We start from the raw sequence: 15,856 nt of genomic DNA, 5'->3' as shown, positions 1-15,856 counted from the left end.
AAAATACTCTATTTTTTCAAATATAAATTTGAATAGATTTAAAAATTTGTAGAAATAAACTGATGCAAAATTTAATTTTAGAAATAACATCAACAATTAAAGTACTTTAATCTTTAAAAATAATAATGCTACTTAATAAAATAAAAAAGGATTGCTTAGTTTCTGGTGTGTTATATGGATGACGTATTAAAACAAAAAAACTTTCCATAATAATATGGAAAGTTTTTTTGTTTAAGAGAATTTCATTGCTTGTGTTTAATTTTTAAATTAGTCACGAAGCATTTCATTATCTATAGTTTTCTCGGTTTTCTTAGTTACCACATTTGTAATTACAAATTGCAAAAGTGTTCCTAATATCCTTTTTACTGGATTATGTGTCGATCCAACTAGCACTTTTTTTGTTAAATATCCGGAAGCAATACCTATTACGTTACTGAGAACATTTCCTCTAAATTCTGATGACTGAGTCATTTGTCCAAAGGCTTTTTTTATTATGTTCACAGGTTTTAAACTTTCATACGTATAATAGTATTGATCTTTAAGTTCTAGTAATTCTTGATCTTGCTTTAATTTTAATAACTGTATGGCTTCTTTAAGCGTTGTTGTGTGATTATTTTTCATATTAACTTTTTTTAAGCATTCTTACAATAATAAAGTTACTCACTCGTACTTTAATCAGCGCATCTCTAAAAAGATAAATCAAGATCGATATTAGTAGATAAAAACTAGAAACTGCAAAAAAGCCATAATATACTTTTCCAAGCAATTCACCAATCCATATAGAAAGACCAATGTTTACTAAAAAGGCAAACATTCCAAAAACAATAGAAACGGCTATTCGAGAAATCATTGACGACAATACATCAGCCGTTTTATCAACTGCTTGCAACTTCATTAATTCTACCGTAGTTCTAGTGTAATCCTCCGCTTTTTCGAAAAGCATTTCTATTGTTGATGTGTTGTTTTCCATGATATAATTTTTAACATACTTATTATTGAAATTTTACTATGCGATTAGCTGTTTTTAATTTCGCTTTTTGCTTCGTAATATTTTGATTTTCCTTCTGCTAACAAATCTTCACCTTCTTTTTTTGCATCGTTCAATTTTGATTTACCATCAGCAAGTAAAGATTCACCTTCTTTCCAGATTTTTTCGTATTTGTTACTAATAGAACCTAATAAACTGTCTAGTTTATCTTTTAATTCTTCTGCATAATCATTGCTTTTATCCATTATTTTTCTTCTAGTTTTGTCTCCCTTTTCTGGTGCAAACAATACTCCTAATAATGCTCCTACTGCAACTCCACCTAAAACTCCTAATATTACTTTATCTGCTTTCATAATTATTGATTTTTATTATTAATTTTTTTTCTTTTTAAAATTTTTAGTTATACACTTCTACCAGAAATAAGTCTGAAAAGTATTGCTATTACTGCAATTACAAGAAGTATGTGAATAATTGATCCTACACTGAAGGCGAAAAAACCGATTGCCCAAAAGATCACTAATATTACTGCTATTGTATAAAGAAGATTCCCCATTTTTTTATTTTTTAAATTGATTATTTATTATTTTTGGTTTAAACTTTTCTACCAGAGATAAGTCTAAAAAGTATTGCGATTACTGCAATGACTAGTAGAATATGAATGATTGATCCCGCACTGTATGCAAAGAATCCAATTGCCCAGAATATTACTAATATTACTGCAATAGTGTAAAGTAAATTTCCCATGATTTCTAGTTTTTGTGGTTAGTTAATAGTTAATTTTTTATTAGTTTAATCTCAATCCAACATAAACGCTCAAAACACTGTTTTTTGCATCTGGAAAAGTATAATTTGTTCCACCGTAGTTTCTTTCTTTTCCTACGTTAGTCAAACCGTAGTTGTAACGAACACCAAAGTTTACTACATCTAAATCAACTCCAACACCTCCAGCAATACCCGCATCAAACTTGTTGAAATCATTAGTATCTAATTCGCTTTGAGAATTAAAAAGGTTAGAATCGTTTGTTGTTTTTCCGCTAACCATATAAGCTGCGTAAGGTCCAACGTGTACATTAAAATTGTCTGTAATATTCATTACTAACAATACTGGAACTTCAATATAATTAGTATTAAATTTTGCTGTTCCTTTTACACCAAGTGTGTTATAAACTAATTCAGCTCCTTTAGTAGTATAACTAATCTCTGGTTGAATAGCGATGTTATTTGTAATTGGAAATTTAGCATAAACACCTGCGTTAAAACCAGTCAATACATTGTTATCGTCTACATTATCTGCATAAAGATTTGAGAAGTTTACTCCTCCTTTAAAACCGTAAGACGCTGTTTTGTCTTGTGCGTGAATACCTGTAATAGACATTAGTCCTAATGCTAGTGATGCGAAAATTAAATTTTTTGACTTTTTCATTTTATTAGTTTTTTGTTTGAATTATTATATTACAAATATCCGCATCTTATATAAGGTTATTGTTACAATACTTTTTCTTAAATTTATAAAATTCACACTTAGATAATTTAAAATGCAATAAAAAGTATATTTAATAATATACTAATCAGTTAGTTGTAATAAAAAAGGCGAGTATTAACTCGCCTTTTAGATTTATTTTTTGTCTTTTACTGTGAAGTTTTTTAGGGATTGTCCTAAATCATCCATGTCATGTCTGAACTCTTTTTTGAAGGATTGCCAATCACTATTAGTGTTATTTTTATACACCTCTAATTTATTTTTAATCTCTTTGTTTTTTTCTTCTAATTCTTGAATGTTTTTAGAATACTCGGAATCAATTGTTTTTCCTGTTTTCTTTAATTCTGCCTTCATTTCACCAATTCTAATTTCGTTTTGTTTGATGGTTGCATTTGTACTGTCTTTAAATGCTTGCCATTCTTGCTCTGTTGCTGCTCTTCTTGCATCTGATAATTCAGCTTTTGCATCATCTAGATTTTCTTTTGCATTTTCTACGTTTTCTTTTGCTTCAGCTTCTTGTTTAGATTTGTCTTGACATCCCACTAATACAGTCGCAACAATAAATGTTGTTAAGGCTAAATTTAAAATTGTCTTTTTCATGATAAATTATTTTAAGTTATTTAAATAGTTTTGTTTTAATTTATTTTTTTGTTTAAAATTAAACCTGTTGGATCAAAAGAAAATAATTGAAAAATTATAATAATTCTAAAAATTATTTTTGAAACAATTAGGTTGAATTTGTAATACAAAGTTGAATCATTTTAACTAAAAAATAATTACATAACTTTTATTAAAACTTATCTTATTTACTGATTGTAGTTTCAAAAATTAAAATTTAATATTTGAACGCTTAAGAAAATAGTAAATGAAAAGGAGTTGAAATTTTTATAATATAAAAGGAGTAGTTTAATATTTTATAAAAAAAACTAGCCTTAAGATAGTGTATGAGTAGAACTGTATTTTTTTATTATGTTTTCTAAAGATTGGTAGTAATCCATTAATACTTTTGTATTTATTTCAGGATTGCTGATGTCTGGTATTGTGACAGGTAATTCTGCTAAGTATTTTATTAACTCAGGATATTCATTACGAATTTTCATTGTAATTTCAAGAATAGCAATAGTAAGTTGATTTTCTGTTTTCATAAATAAGTTATGTATTAGAAACGGCAATATTGTTTAGTAAAAGCCATAAAAAAAATGGTAAATTCAAAGTGCAGTTTTGTTTAATTAACTGAACTGTGAATTTACCATTTTATAATTGTTATTCCTTTGAAAATGAGTTATTTTATCGAGTCATTTTTAACATCCATTTGTAATTCTTTTTTCATTTGTTCTTCTTCAAGATTATCTAGTTCTTCTTGCTTTTTTTCTTCTTCTTTTTTCTTTTTCTTAAAGAATCCTCTTAAAAGAAAATTATGTTTTGCAGCTTCAATAACTTCGTTAAGTCCTTTAGTAGCTGTTTTTACATTTGTTAAAGAGGAATCAACCGATTTTCCCATTCTTTCATCGCCCACTAATTTAGATAAAGCTCCTTTGCCGTTATTCATATTTACAGTAAAGCGTTTAAACTCGGTTGTACTTTTTTCAAGATTCAAAATAGTACCTTTTATACTGTTCCCAAATTGTTCATCCGAAATTAATTTTGATAAAGCACCATTACCATTATTCATGTTGTAACTAAACTGCGCTAATTCTGCAGTAATTACTGCGGCATTGTCTACACTTTTTTTAACGCTAACCATTAGATCATCCATTTCTATGGCTCGTTTTGAGGCGATTTGATCCTTATCTTCAACTATAACATTAGACTTTTTTCCTGCAGAAATCACCAAAACCTTATCACCCATTAATCCGTCAGAACTAATACTTGCGATGGCATCTTTTTTTATAAATTGGCGCACTTCATCTTTAATGACTAGTCTTACAATAACTAAAGTGTCATTTAGAAAATCTATATCATCAACTGTTCCAATATTAATACCTGATAAACGAACATTATTACCAATTTCAAGTCCACTTACCGAATTAAATTTTGAATACAATTCAAATGTAGAACCGAACAAGTTTTTTTGTTTTCCAACAAAGTAAATAGTTCCTACAAATAGAACCAATCCAATTATTACAAACATTCCTAATTTCCACTGGTATCCAGATTCTTTTTTCATTTTATTTTTTTTATTAGTTATAGGAAAAACGAGCGAACCCATTCATCCTCACTTTTTTCTAGTTCTTCGTAAGTACCTTCAGCATGCATTACACCTTCTTTTAAAACCATTAATCGGTTTCCCGTTAATTTTGCACAAGGCATATCGTGTGTAATTATAATTGAAGTAGTTTTATATTTTTTTTGAATTTCAATAATTAGTTCACTAATTTCTCTCGAAGTAATTGTATCTAATCCTGTTGTTGGTTCATCATACAAAATAATTTCAGGTTTTAAAATTAGAGTTCTAGCTAACCCAATTCTTTTTCTCATTCCGCCAGAAAGTTCCGAAGGCATTTTGTCTATGGCTTCGCTCAGACCAACACTATCTAAAATTTCTTTTATCTGGCTTTCTACTTCCTCTGCAGACAAATCTTTAGCGTGACGTTTTAAAGTAAATCCCAAATTATCACGAACACTCATAGAGTCGTATAAAGCTGCATTTTGAAATAAAAAACCGATTCTAACTCGAATTCCATTTAGTTCAGCAATGTGCAATTTGGTAATGTCTGTCCCAAAAACATTAATCTCTCCTTCATCTATCCGCATTAAACCAACAATACACTTTATAGTGATTGATTTTCCTGATCCAGACTTTCCTAAAATAACTAGATTTTCACCTTTATTTACTGTTAAGTTTACTCCTTTTAAGACCTCATTTGTACCAAATGATTTATGAAGATTTTTTATTTCTATTACTGGAACATCAGCTTCTGATTTCTGGATAATATTCCTTTTTTTTATCTCATCTTCCATCTTATAAAAATAAATCGGTTAATTGTACTGCAATCATGTCAATAATAAAAATGCTTAGTGATGCGGTTACAACAGCTGAATTAGCTGCTTTACCAACACTTTCAGTTCCATTTGCAGCATTAAATCCCTTGTAACATCCTATCATTCCTATAAAGAAACCAAAGAAAAATGTTTTCATTGTTGCAGGGAAAATATCAGAGAATGTTATTGATTCTAGCACCTGAGATAAATAACGGTATAAGTTTACGTCGCCATGAATATTTATTCCTATATATCCGCCAATAACACCAATTCCGTCTGCAAAGATTACTAGTAAAGGAATCATGAAAGTAGTTGCTAAAATGCGCGTAACGACTAAGTATTTAAAAGGATTAATTGCTGAAACTTCCATGGCGTCAATTTGTTCTGTAACTTTCATCGAACCAAGTTCCGCACCAATACCAGAGGAAACTTTACCAGCACAAATTAAAGCAGTTATAACGGGTGCTATTTCTCTAATTAGTGATAAAGCAACCATACTGGGAAGCCATGATTCTGCACCAAATTTTGCTAAAGTTGGTCTTGATTGTAACGTCAATACTAAACCCATAATGAATCCTGTAACGGTGACAAGAGGCAATGATTTATAGCCTATTATGTAGCACTGTTTGATCAATTCTTTTATTTCATAAGGAGGTTTAATCACTTCTCTAAAAAAGCGAGAAGCAAACAAAGTCACTTTCCCTATGTCATTAAAGGTTTCTTTTAAGTAGGTTGTGATACTTTCCTTTTTGGCAATTAGCGTAGTATTCATTTCGATATATTTTTGATTTTATACACCTTTATTTAGACAAAGTGATGGGTAAATATAATTTTGAAAAAGGAATATTGAATTTTTTAATTTGTATAGATTTGATTTATTGGTTGAATAAATATTATATATTCAACCAATAAATACAAGTATAAAAGAATAAGTAAGAAAATTAATTACCCTTTATAAGACTTAATCTCTATAATTTTTCAATAAATTCATGTTGGTATGAGTAGTAAATTTTAGCGAAAATAAATCTAAAATTTTCGTTTCATATTTAAAATAGAGTTATTTTTAGAAAGTAAAACTTTTATCATATTTGTGTTCTATTAACATTAAATCACCTAATTCTTTTAACTTATCGTGACGTGTTTCAAGCATTTTATAATGTGATTTTAATCTCATTTTGGTGCTAGTATCTAAATCAATTAAGTTATTTACTAATGTGCTTTTGTAATTGTTTAGTGCAACAAATTCATCGTATTCTAAAGTATTTAGCAAATCTTCTCTGTTGCTTTCATCAAAAAATAATTTAAAACTAAGCCACATTTTTTCTAAAAAAATATTTTTCTTTTTAAAGGACACTGGGTTACTATTCAACTTTTGCAAATCACTTTCAAGCTCCGTTATAAACATATTAATATCAGATTGAAAATGGTCAAATAATTGGTGTAAATCAATATCATGTGTCGCCTTTTGGGCTAAATCATAAACTCTAATTCTATCATTATTTATTTTGATAAGAGTATTTAATACTGCAACTGATTTTTCTGTACTCATCGTTTTAATTATTTAAACTAACTTCGTTTATTTTGTAGAGAATTATAAAATGATTTATTTGATTTGCAATGAATTAGTTATTTTACAAAAAAACTTTTTTCATTGTTTTAACTTATTATTTATTGTAGCAAATTTCATTTAATAAACGATAAGTTATGTTACATGAATACAGAGAATAGTTACAAAATTCATATACTCACAAAAGGAGAGCTTTATTAATTAGCTATTTTTTTTTGAACCAACTACTAATAATATAACACCACCAACAACAAGTGCAACTCCAATGATTGGTGACCAAGCCATAGGATGATTCACTTCTTTATTGACTTCAATAGGACCTAAGTCAATTACTTTTTCGGTTGTTTTAAAATTGAAGCTGTTGTAGGCTACCATTAAGATTCCGATGATAATTAATACGATTCCGGCTGTTTTATTGTTCATATTTTTGGTTTTAAGTTTGTTATTTTAAAGTATAATTGATTTTAATATTCTTCATTATTTAAAGAATAAAATTTAGTATTAATTGATAGAAATAATAAAATGAGTCAGATTGATACTGTTTATATATTTTTTAAAAAGTATAAAAAAAAGGACTGCTGTTGCCAACAGTCCCTTCTTAACTAAATAAAAACCTAACCTTACTATTTCCTTTGTACAATTGCTTTATCAGCTTTTTACCAAAGAATATATTATTCTAAATATCTTCTTAACATCCAAGCCATCGTTTCGTGACCTTGCATTAAGCCATTTAAAAAGTCTGCTGTACCTGAATCTTTATTCTCATCTTCACTTGCATCAACATCTTTACGTAATTGTACAATTAATGTTTCATGATCTTCCAACAACTCTTTTAGCATTTCTTTTTGCTCTGGATATTTATTTGGAGATTCTTTGATTATAGTCAATTCAGCAAATTCTTTCATAGTTCCAATTGCTTTTCCGCCTAATTTGCTAATACGTTCTGCAGTTTCATCGATAGATACTTCAACCTCTGAATACTGAGCTTCAAATAATTTATGAAGTTCCATAAAACTTGGTCCCGATACGTTCCAATGAAATTTTCTTAATTTAATATAAAATGTCATCTCATTTGCTAAAATTGAAGTTAGTAATGAAATACTGTTTTTTAAGTGTGCTTCTGTAATTCCGATTTTAAGTTTCATATTATTATATTTAATTTGATTATTATGTGAAATTCGAACTAATTTGATTTCTTAATTGTAACAATAATGTTTGAAAATTATGATTCGTCTTTTGTTGTGCGGATCAAACTTATTCCAGACAAGAAGAAAACAATTCCTAATATGCCGTAAATAACTAATCCTTTAATATCATTCATTTCGCCACTCGTTTGTGCAAATAAAACTGCTGTGTAAATAAGTCCAGCAATACCTAAAGTTGTTAATAAAGCGCCAAATATTCTTTTGAGATTCATGATTTTCTGTTTTTAGAATTAATAATTTCTAAGAAATTAATGTGCTTTTTTAAAACTCTTATAATTACTTCACAAAGATATTTTCATTTCAAACAAAATGAGTTACACAATTGTTTGTAAAAGTTATAATATTTAAAGCAAAATTGATATTCAAAAGATTAAAAGTAATGTTTTATAAGGTTTAAGTTGTTGATAGTTAAAGTGATATTTTGTTTTAAAAAACAATGATAAGCGCAAGAATGTTGCTTGGAACTCTTTTTTTGGGTTGTTTTAGAAGAATTTATCTTTAACTTAGTATGGGGCAACTTTCGAGTAGATTATTAAGAAAAAACTACGGATAGGATTACTATAAATGTTACCTAGAATTGAAAAGTTAATTTTAATCTAATCACGACTATTGTCGATTTTATTAAAACTTATGTTTTAATAAAAAAAAAGATTATTCAAGCGTATTGAATTCTTAAATTTAAAAAACAAAAGGCATAAAAAAAACAGCTTTGCGACTCCTTAATATTTGTCAAAAAGCTGTTGCTATTTTATTTTTTTTTAATTTTAAAAATTCATATGAATATTAATTTGAGCAAATTAATTCATTGAAAAGCCATCAACCCAATCCATAGATTTTATAGAGGAGACTTTGTTTTCTGAATTCATAATCAATCGTAATTCTTTATTGGCAACCTTTTTTGTATAAGAAGCTTTATAACGAAAAACGATAGATTGGTCAAAGTTGTTCTTGTAAGCTTCAATTAATTCAAGATCAATAAAACTGCCATAATATTGTCGGAAACGAGTGCAGGTTTTCGTTAATCTTTCTTCAGTTGTATTTTTTATTACAGAGGCAGTTGCTTCGCTTGTTGTAAAGGGTTTAAATTTAGAGGTATTGCAGGTCATTAATACTCTAGTTCCTAATTCATAAGCTTTACTTTTTTGGCTTTCTGAAATTTCAGAGGTGTTGATTTTTACAGTTTTATTTGCTTCCGCTTCTGCTGCAGTAATGGCGTTTTTAGATTTACATCCAGTAAGTATTAAGATACTTAGAACTATAATAAAATTTCTCATGATTTAGTCTATTTTTAATAAGATATTAGGATTTGGACAATTTTCTAAATAAAATTTTTGATTGTTTTTGCTACATACTCCGGGATAATCCCCTTTATAATTAGAAATATCTTTTATAATTTGAAAGTGTAAATGTGGAGCGTAATCTCCATTGACCGAAGCGTCTCCTAAGGTTGCTATTTGTTCTCCTTTTTTAAAAATGGAATCTTCCTTAAGGTTTACAATGCTTTCTAACGATAAATGTCCGTATAAAGTATAAAATTTTTGTTCTTCTATTTGATGTTCTAAGATTATTGTGGGACCATAATCGCCAATTCCGGTATTGTTATTAAAACTATGTACTCGACCGTCAACTGCTGCTAATACTGGAGTTCCTGCTTTAATCCATAAATCTAGACCAATGTGAATGTTCCTTTCTTCTATAGCAGTATCATTAAAGATTTCACTTCTTTTATATAAATTTCGAACTTCATTATAACCTCCAAAAGCTACTTTAGCATTATGGATACTTAAATAGTTTTCAATATATTCTTCAAATTGTATGGCATTATCAACTGGTAGTTTTTTTAAATTTTCATTTTCTACAGATAAATCCAAACCAATATAGTCTTTGTAGCCAATTTGTCCATCGATTACTTTAACATTTTGTATTTCTTTTAAAATTGATTCTAAAGATTTCATTTTGTTTGATTTTTATAAAACCTTAAATTTAAATAAAAAATGCCAACGTAAAAAATTTACATTGGCATTATAACTTTTATTTTTGAATTTAATTTCAAAAAAAATAATAAAGAGGATTAAAAAAGAATTGTATCAATATTAGATATTCGCTTACTATTTAATTGAAAACAATAATAATCACTATTTTTAAGTTTAAAACATAGTTGGATATTTTGACGGATTTACTTCATTCATCATTTCATATACTTTTTCATAAATATCTTCCGTAGAAGGTTTTGAAAAATAATCACCATCTGTTCCGTAAGCAGGTCTATGTTCTTTAGCAGTTAGGGTTTGAGGTTTACTGTCTAAATAATTATATCCATTTTGCTGTTCGATAATTTGTTGCAAGATATAAGCAGAAGCACCTCCTGGAACATCTTCATCAATAACTAATAAACGATTCGTTTTCATAATACTTTTAACCAAATCATGCTTAATGTCAAAAGGTAACAACGATTGCAAGTCGATAACTTCGCAATCAATACCAACTTCTAGCAGTTCTTTTGCAGCTTGTTGTACCAAGCGTAAGGTAGAACCATACGATACTAATGTAATATCTGATCCTTCTTTCATGGTTTCTACTACACCAATTGGTGTTTTGAATTCTCCATAGTTTGTTGGCATTTTTTCTTTTAAACGGTAACCATTTAAACATTCGATAACCAATGCAGGTTCATCACATTCTAACAAACTGTTGTAAAAACCAGCAGCTTGAGTCATGTTTCTTGGTACTAAAACATGAATTCCTCTAATAGCATTGATAATCATTCCCATAGGAGATCCTGAATGCCAAATTCCTTCTAAACGATGTCCTCGTGTACGAATAATAAGAGGCGCTTTTTGTTTTCCTACGGTTCGGTATCTTAATGTAGCCAAATCATCACTCATGATTTGAATAGCATATAATAAATAATCTAAATATTGAATCTCAGCAATCGGACGCAGACCTCTTAATGCCATTCCTATTCCTTGACCTAAAATAGTAGCCTCACGAATTCCAACATCGGCAACACGCAATTCTCCGTATTTCTCTTGCATTCCTTCTAAACCTTGATTCACGTCACCAATCGTTCCGGCATCTTCACCAAAGATTAAAGTTTCAGGATATTTAGTAAAAATAGCATCAAAATTATCTCTTAAAATCATGCGTCCATCAGTATCTTCGGCAGCATCATCAGCGTAAGTAGGAAGTACTTTGTCTACAGAAAAAACATTTAAATCAGTTTCTGAATATAAGTTGCTGCTAAAATTCTTTTGTGTTTTAGCAGTATATCTTGTGATCCATTGAGAAAGTTCTTCTCGCTGGTTCTCGGTAATAATCAAACGCAATACTTTACGAGCGGTAACCAGAATTTCCTTTTTGATAGGAGATTTAATGGCACTTAATTCAGAAGCATATTTTAAAACTTCTTCTTGTTTTTTACTAGTTGTTGCTATTTTTTCAAGTAAAGTAACTAACTCCTTTTGTTCTTCAATAATAGGCTGTAAGAAAGCATTCCAGGCTGCTTTTTTACCTTCTAAAACTTCTTTTTTTGCTGCAGCATCAATTGCATCAATTTCTTCCGGTGAAGCAATATTAATTGCAATCATCCACAATTTCATTTGTCTAATACAATCAAAATCTCTTTCCCAAGCTAATCTATTGGCGTCCTTATAACGCTCATGAGATCCAGAGCTGGAATGTCCTTGTGGTTGAGTCAACTCATTCACATGAATTAAAACAGGCACATGGCTTTCTCTAGCAATTATCGCTGCTTTTTCATAAGTAGCTACAAGTTCTGCATAATCCCAACCTTTGACTCTCAGAATTTCGAAACCATTAGTATCTTCTTCTTTCTGATATCCTTTTAAAATTTCAGATATATTTTCCTTGGTTGTTTGATGTCTGGCGTGTACTGAAATACCGTATTCATCATCCCAAACGCTCATCACCATTGGTACTTGTAATACACCGGCAGCATTGATGGTTTCGAAAAATAATCCTTCGGATGTACTTGCGTTTCCTATTGTTCCCCAAGCAACTTCATTTCCTTCATTCGAAAAATTGGCTGCATTAGGCATTCCTTTAACCTGTCTATAGATTTTAGAAGCTTGCGCTATTCCTAATAATCGAGGCATTTGTCCTGCAGTAGGAGAAATATCGGAACTTGAGTTTTTTTGTTTTGTTAAGTCTTTCCAAGATCCGTCTTCGTTTAAACTATGAGTGGCAAAATGGCCTCCCATTTGTCTTCCTGCCGACATTGGTTCTTGTTCTATATCAGTATGTCCGTATAATCCAGCAAAAAATTGTTGAACAGTTAATTGTCCTATTGCCATCATAAAGGTTTGATCACGATAGTATCCAGAGCGGAAATCGCCATTTTTAAAAGCTTTGGCCATTGCCAATTGTGGTACTTCTTTTCCGTCACCAAAAATTCCAAACTTGGCTTTTCCTGTTAATACTTCTTTACGGCCTAAAAGACTACATTCTCGGCTTATAATAGCAGTTGTATAGTCTTTCAAAACTTCGATTTTGAAATCAGCAAATGTCAATGTAGAATTGGTTTTTTCTTTTATCATAATTAGAAAGTATAACTTTATGATGCAAATTTAACTAAAAACTATCTATTTTCATAGTACACTGCATAAAATTGAATTTAATTATTCTGTTTTATTCTAGTAAAAAGAAGTGTATTTTTTCACTATATGTAATTTAAATTTAGTTTTTGTAACAATAATGTAAGTAATAGTGATAAATATATTCGATTAAAACCATTTTCGATTAAAAAGATTGAGTAATGTTTTAGGCGAAAAAGTAACAATAAATCGTACTTTTTCATTATAATTATTTTCAGCAATCTCCCATCCATTGTTAGAATAGACTGGAAAGTAGAGTTCAAAGTAATCTGTAACCAAGTTTAAACGTATGCCACTATCATAAACAAATTGAGCTGGAGTAGAATTATTTTTTATTAATCCTACATCTCCATAAATTTCAATCCAGTTCCAAATACTGTAACTCGCATTAAAACTAGTAATCCAACGATTGGCATAAGGTGTGGCTATTTTTGATTTAAAACCACCCTCTGCAATGATGTATTGTTGGCTATAAATTCCGGTACTTTCAGAGCGGCCTAAATAGTTGTAATCAAACATATAATCCGTTGGTCGGTCTAAGGCAAAACTAAAGAAATCAGATTGAGTTTTATTGTAAAGAAAGACTCCAGCATAAAAGCGCATATTTATTTGACGGTTGTTTTCAAATAATTTTCCATATCCAATCTCACTAGTCAATTTACCAAAATTACCGGCTATTTGCACATTACTAGATAGACCAAAATGATTGGTAACTTCTGTTTTCGTATTAATATATCTGGCTTCAAAAACGGAATAATTTTCAGGTGAATTATCCATCAAAATTGCACTTTTTTCTTTATTTACAAGAACTTGTCTAAACATAAAGAGTTGTTTTCTATTGTCTCTAAAATTAGGTTCGCGAATACGCAACTGAATTGTTGGATTCAATCTTAAATAAGTAGCATCTTCAGCATAATGAAAATAAGAACTACTCATAGAATATCTTGCATTATAAAGGGTACTATTTCTATAATTATGATTGATAGCAAATGACGCAGAACCCGATAAATTGTTCGATTTAGTAGAGTAGGAGGGATTTACATCAAAAACAAATGGTTTTTCTAAAATGGTTTTGTTATGCAAACGCAATCCAGGAATCAAACCATCATATAAATTGTAGCTAATAGAGGGAACATATAAAATTTGATTGTAATACGGATCTTCTAAATCCTTCATAAATGCAAATTTAATGGGTCTATTGTTAGGGAAAAATCCATCGAGTTTGTACCAATTGTTTCTCAAATTATATTCGGGAACTTCATTTTTTAAGTTTAAAACGATTTTATCAATATTTGATCTAGGAATGGTAAAAGTGCTATCACAAGCTTCGATATCTAGCCATTGTTTAAATACAATTTCACCGTTTTTTGTACCATACACGGGAATCGGAATAGGAGTTCCTGTTCTATTTCTAACGGAAAAGGTGATGCTATCTTTGGTTTTTAAAACGTCCGTAAATTTATAATCTATAATAGCTCTTGAATCGATAATGGTATTAAAGAACCAATTAATATTTTTGTTTGTATTTCCTTTTAGTATTGTTTCAAAATCAATTCTACTTACTTGTTTCGAATTATTTTGTTTGTAAAATGTAGCAATGCTATTGGCAACACTATTATTTTGCAAATAATCATCTAAGAACCGAATGCTTAATCCCGCGCGGTATTTACTAGCTATTTGCTCATTAAATTTTATTAAGGTATTTTTTGGACTTCCTAATGGTTGATCTAGGTTTCTACGAGCCATCAGCATATAGAAATAACTGTATTGTCCGTTAAAGTCAATTTTGGTAAGATTAAAACTTTTCAGCAATTTAATTTTAGAGATACTACCCATCATTTTTGCCTCAGGATAATGTTCGTCAATATATTTCATCATTACATAAACCTGAATACCATCATAAATCCAGCTGTCTTTTCTTGGATCTAAATGCAGACTTGTTTTTAAAAATTCGTTTAGATAGGTTTTTAAAAACTTAATTTCATAAATAAATTCATCCGGAAAAGGACTTAAAAACGATGGCAACTGATTAAGACCGTAGAACGGATTTCTCTCATAAGCGGTTTGCGAAACTATAATTTTTTGATGAGGATAATTTCCAATTAAGTTGGTTGTAAAGTCTGTAATACGATCAATTAAGATAGCTTTCTGTATTTCATTCAGTTTGCTGTCTTTTAGATTGGTAATTACCTCTATTGCATTATTTTTATAACTTAAAAAACTCTTTTTGGGTTCAACAATTAAATTAAAATCTGTTCTATTGTCGCCTGATAATGTAAAGTTTACAAAACCATCTTTTGCGACTGTTTTTTGACTGTTTAAATCCGATGTGATTTCTAATGTATTAGGCAATACAAAATCAATCTCAAAATCTGAAATTGCATTTGCAATATCGTCTAAGTTGTTATTGCTATTTTTTACAAAATTATGATTTTCGTATCGAGCTGGAGTTAGATACCAATTTTTAAGATTTAAAATTCCATTGTCATTGTAACCAAATTTTGTAAACTTATCATTAGGTATTTTACTAGCATAGGAAAGCATTAACGTAATTTTCTCGTTGGGTAATAATTTTTTATTTAATTGTAATACGATATAATCAGGATTTTTTTTTGTTCGCTCCCAGATTATTGGCTCTTCAGTATTAGTGGTGATTAATAGATTGTTGGTGCTTCCGCGCTCTTCTTCTTTAGCCAGATGAAAACCTCTATAAAATTCATCTGAAAATCGTTTTGCTAAAGGCGTATTTTTATTAGAAAAGGCATTGTTCCAATCATTCAGAACGATAGTAGTTAGCGTATCATTGGTTTGATTAAAAAAAGTAATTTGTTGCTGTATGTCTAAAATCTTTTTCTCAACATTCAACGCTACAACCATCTTCGACTGATGTTGCGCAGATAATTTGGCAGAAACTAATACGATAAGAATTAAAAAGCCAATTTTATAATTTGATTTCAAGCAATGAGAATTAAGATTTGTAAAAAATAAATATAATTAATATTAGACACAAATTGTATAATT

The 15,856-nt window shown here is 29.3% G+C and carries 19 protein-coding genes; all 19 read right to left on the bottom strand.

The window, feature by feature from the left end; genetic code table 11:
- Nucleotides 1-267: 267 nt before the first annotated feature.
- The 19 genes from MW871_RS11020 to MW871_RS10930 all read right to left on the bottom strand — a co-directional run bounded on the left by MW871_RS11020 (nucleotide 268) and on the right by MW871_RS10930 (nucleotide 15,793).
- A complete protein-coding gene (locus MW871_RS11020) occupies nucleotides 268-621 on the bottom strand; it encodes a hypothetical protein (protein ID WP_248428542.1) in 354 nt (117 codons plus the stop codon).
- A 1-nt stretch (nucleotide 622) separates the two neighbouring features.
- Complete coding sequence (locus tag MW871_RS11015; protein ID WP_248428541.1) at nucleotides 623-970, bottom strand: zinc ribbon domain-containing protein; 348 nt, start codon at nucleotides 968-970, stop codon at nucleotides 623-625.
- A 44-nt stretch (nucleotides 971-1,014) separates the two neighbouring features.
- Nucleotides 1,015-1,341 carry a YtxH domain-containing protein gene (locus MW871_RS11010; RefSeq protein WP_188050656.1) on the bottom strand — a complete coding sequence of 109 codons (327 nt, stop codon included), beginning with the start codon at nucleotides 1,339-1,341 and terminating at the stop codon, nucleotides 1,015-1,017.
- Between the two features lie 47 nt (nucleotides 1,342-1,388).
- Nucleotides 1,389-1,541, bottom strand: coding sequence for a lmo0937 family membrane protein (locus MW871_RS11005; protein ID WP_188050655.1), 153 nt, complete (start codon nucleotides 1,539-1,541; stop codon nucleotides 1,389-1,391).
- 38 nt (nucleotides 1,542-1,579) lie between these two features.
- A complete protein-coding gene (locus MW871_RS11000; protein WP_121926380.1) occupies nucleotides 1,580-1,732 on the bottom strand; it encodes a lmo0937 family membrane protein in 153 nt (50 codons plus the stop codon).
- Nucleotides 1,733-1,772: 40 nt separating this feature from the next.
- A complete protein-coding gene (locus MW871_RS10995; protein WP_236023930.1) occupies nucleotides 1,773-2,411 on the bottom strand; it encodes a porin family protein in 639 nt (212 codons plus the stop codon).
- A 192-nt stretch (nucleotides 2,412-2,603) separates the two neighbouring features.
- Nucleotides 2,604-3,068: a sll1863 family stress response protein gene (locus tag MW871_RS10990; protein ID WP_248428540.1), complete on the bottom strand. Its 465-nt coding sequence runs from the start codon at nucleotides 3,066-3,068 to the stop codon at nucleotides 2,604-2,606.
- A gap of 332 nt (nucleotides 3,069-3,400) precedes the next feature.
- Entirely contained in the window at nucleotides 3,401-3,613 is a 213-nt protein-coding gene (locus MW871_RS10985) for a hypothetical protein (protein WP_188050653.1), read from the bottom strand.
- A gap of 137 nt (nucleotides 3,614-3,750) precedes the next feature.
- On the bottom strand, nucleotides 3,751-4,635 hold the full coding sequence (locus MW871_RS10980; RefSeq protein WP_210646129.1) for an MlaD family protein: 885 nt from the start codon (nucleotides 4,633-4,635) through the stop codon (nucleotides 3,751-3,753).
- Between the two features lie 17 nt (nucleotides 4,636-4,652).
- A complete protein-coding gene (locus MW871_RS10975; RefSeq protein ID WP_188050651.1) occupies nucleotides 4,653-5,429 on the bottom strand; it encodes an ABC transporter ATP-binding protein in 777 nt (258 codons plus the stop codon).
- A 1-nt stretch (nucleotide 5,430) separates the two neighbouring features.
- Entirely contained in the window at nucleotides 5,431-6,222 is a 792-nt protein-coding gene (locus tag MW871_RS10970; protein WP_223151095.1) for an MlaE family ABC transporter permease, read from the bottom strand.
- 291 nt (nucleotides 6,223-6,513) lie between these two features.
- Nucleotides 6,514-6,999, bottom strand: a complete 486-nt coding sequence (locus MW871_RS10965; RefSeq protein ID WP_248428539.1) for a DUF2383 domain-containing protein — start codon at nucleotides 6,997-6,999, stop codon at nucleotides 6,514-6,516.
- A gap of 219 nt (nucleotides 7,000-7,218) precedes the next feature.
- On the bottom strand, nucleotides 7,219-7,440 hold the full coding sequence (locus tag MW871_RS10960; RefSeq protein WP_248428538.1) for a hypothetical protein: 222 nt from the start codon (nucleotides 7,438-7,440) through the stop codon (nucleotides 7,219-7,221).
- 248 nt (nucleotides 7,441-7,688) lie between these two features.
- The gene (locus tag MW871_RS10955; RefSeq protein ID WP_188050648.1) at nucleotides 7,689-8,162 is read right to left on the bottom strand and encodes a Dps family protein; all 474 of its coding nucleotides are present in this window, start codon (nucleotides 8,160-8,162) and stop codon (nucleotides 7,689-7,691) included.
- 77 nt (nucleotides 8,163-8,239) lie between these two features.
- Nucleotides 8,240-8,434 (bottom strand): hypothetical protein, encoded by a 195-nt coding sequence (locus MW871_RS10950; protein ID WP_210646132.1) that lies wholly within the window; start codon nucleotides 8,432-8,434, stop codon nucleotides 8,240-8,242.
- A 585-nt stretch (nucleotides 8,435-9,019) separates the two neighbouring features.
- Complete coding sequence (locus tag MW871_RS10945) at nucleotides 9,020-9,496, bottom strand: hypothetical protein (RefSeq protein ID WP_210646133.1); 477 nt, start codon at nucleotides 9,494-9,496, stop codon at nucleotides 9,020-9,022.
- Nucleotides 9,497-9,499: 3 nt separating this feature from the next.
- Nucleotides 9,500-10,177 carry a peptidoglycan DD-metalloendopeptidase family protein gene (locus MW871_RS10940; RefSeq protein ID WP_210646134.1) on the bottom strand — a complete coding sequence of 226 codons (678 nt, stop codon included), beginning with the start codon at nucleotides 10,175-10,177 and terminating at the stop codon, nucleotides 9,500-9,502.
- A gap of 192 nt (nucleotides 10,178-10,369) precedes the next feature.
- Nucleotides 10,370-12,778, bottom strand: a complete 2,409-nt coding sequence (locus MW871_RS10935; protein ID WP_248428537.1) for an alpha-ketoacid dehydrogenase subunit alpha/beta — start codon at nucleotides 12,776-12,778, stop codon at nucleotides 10,370-10,372.
- 186 nt (nucleotides 12,779-12,964) lie between these two features.
- Nucleotides 12,965-15,793, bottom strand: coding sequence for a gluzincin family metallopeptidase (locus MW871_RS10930; protein ID WP_345799457.1), 2,829 nt, complete (start codon nucleotides 15,791-15,793; stop codon nucleotides 12,965-12,967).
- Between the last annotated feature and the right edge of the window lie 63 nt (nucleotides 15,794-15,856).

This window comes from Flavobacterium pygoscelis (assembly GCF_023162025.1).
GTDB lineage: Bacteria > Bacteroidota > Bacteroidia > Flavobacteriales > Flavobacteriaceae > Flavobacterium > Flavobacterium pygoscelis.
This window is presented reverse-complemented; position numbering and strand designations above follow the sequence as displayed.

Bases quoted from the DNA above. Each gene is read 5' to 3' on its own strand.
- MW871_RS10980 (WP_210646129.1), bottom strand. From the start codon at position 4,635: ATGAAAAAAGAATCTGGATACCAGTGGAAATTAGGAATGTTTGTAATA.
- MW871_RS10935 (WP_248428537.1), bottom strand. From the start codon at position 12,778: ATGATAAAAGAAAAAACCAATTCTACATTGACATTTGCTGATTTCAAA.
- MW871_RS11015 (WP_248428541.1), bottom strand. From the start codon at position 970: ATGGAAAACAACACATCAACAATAGAAATGCTTTTCGAAAAAGCGGAG.
- MW871_RS10955 (WP_188050648.1), bottom strand. From the start codon at position 8,162: ATGAAACTTAAAATCGGAATTACAGAAGCACACTTAAAAAACAGTATT.
- MW871_RS10965 (WP_248428539.1), bottom strand. From the start codon at position 6,999: ATGAGTACAGAAAAATCAGTTGCAGTATTAAATACTCTTATCAAAATA.
- MW871_RS10975 (WP_188050651.1), bottom strand. From the start codon at position 5,429: ATGGAAGATGAGATAAAAAAAAGGAATATTATCCAGAAATCAGAAGCT.
- MW871_RS10985 (WP_188050653.1), bottom strand. From the start codon at position 3,613: ATGAAAACAGAAAATCAACTTACTATTGCTATTCTTGAAATTACAATG.
- MW871_RS11005 (WP_188050655.1), bottom strand. From the start codon at position 1,541: ATGGGGAATCTTCTTTATACAATAGCAGTAATATTAGTGATCTTTTGG.
- MW871_RS11020 (WP_248428542.1), bottom strand. From the start codon at position 621: ATGAAAAATAATCACACAACAACGCTTAAAGAAGCCATACAGTTATTA.
- MW871_RS10945 (WP_210646133.1), bottom strand. From the start codon at position 9,496: ATGAGAAATTTTATTATAGTTCTAAGTATCTTAATACTTACTGGATGT.
- MW871_RS10960 (WP_248428538.1), bottom strand. From the start codon at position 7,440: ATGAACAATAAAACAGCCGGAATCGTATTAATTATCATCGGAATCTTA.
- MW871_RS11010 (WP_188050656.1), bottom strand. From the start codon at position 1,341: ATGAAAGCAGATAAAGTAATATTAGGAGTTTTAGGTGGAGTTGCAGTA.
- MW871_RS10950 (WP_210646132.1), bottom strand. From the start codon at position 8,434: ATGAATCTCAAAAGAATATTTGGCGCTTTATTAACAACTTTAGGTATT.
- MW871_RS10995 (WP_236023930.1), bottom strand. From the start codon at position 2,411: ATGAAAAAGTCAAAAAATTTAATTTTCGCATCACTAGCATTAGGACTA.
- MW871_RS10940 (WP_210646134.1), bottom strand. From the start codon at position 10,177: ATGAAATCTTTAGAATCAATTTTAAAAGAAATACAAAATGTTAAAGTA.
- MW871_RS10990 (WP_248428540.1), bottom strand. From the start codon at position 3,068: ATGAAAAAGACAATTTTAAATTTAGCCTTAACAACATTTATTGTTGCG.
- MW871_RS11000 (WP_121926380.1), bottom strand. From the start codon at position 1,732: ATGGGAAATTTACTTTACACTATTGCAGTAATATTAGTAATATTCTGG.
- MW871_RS10970 (WP_223151095.1), bottom strand. From the start codon at position 6,222: ATGAATACTACGCTAATTGCCAAAAAGGAAAGTATCACAACCTACTTA.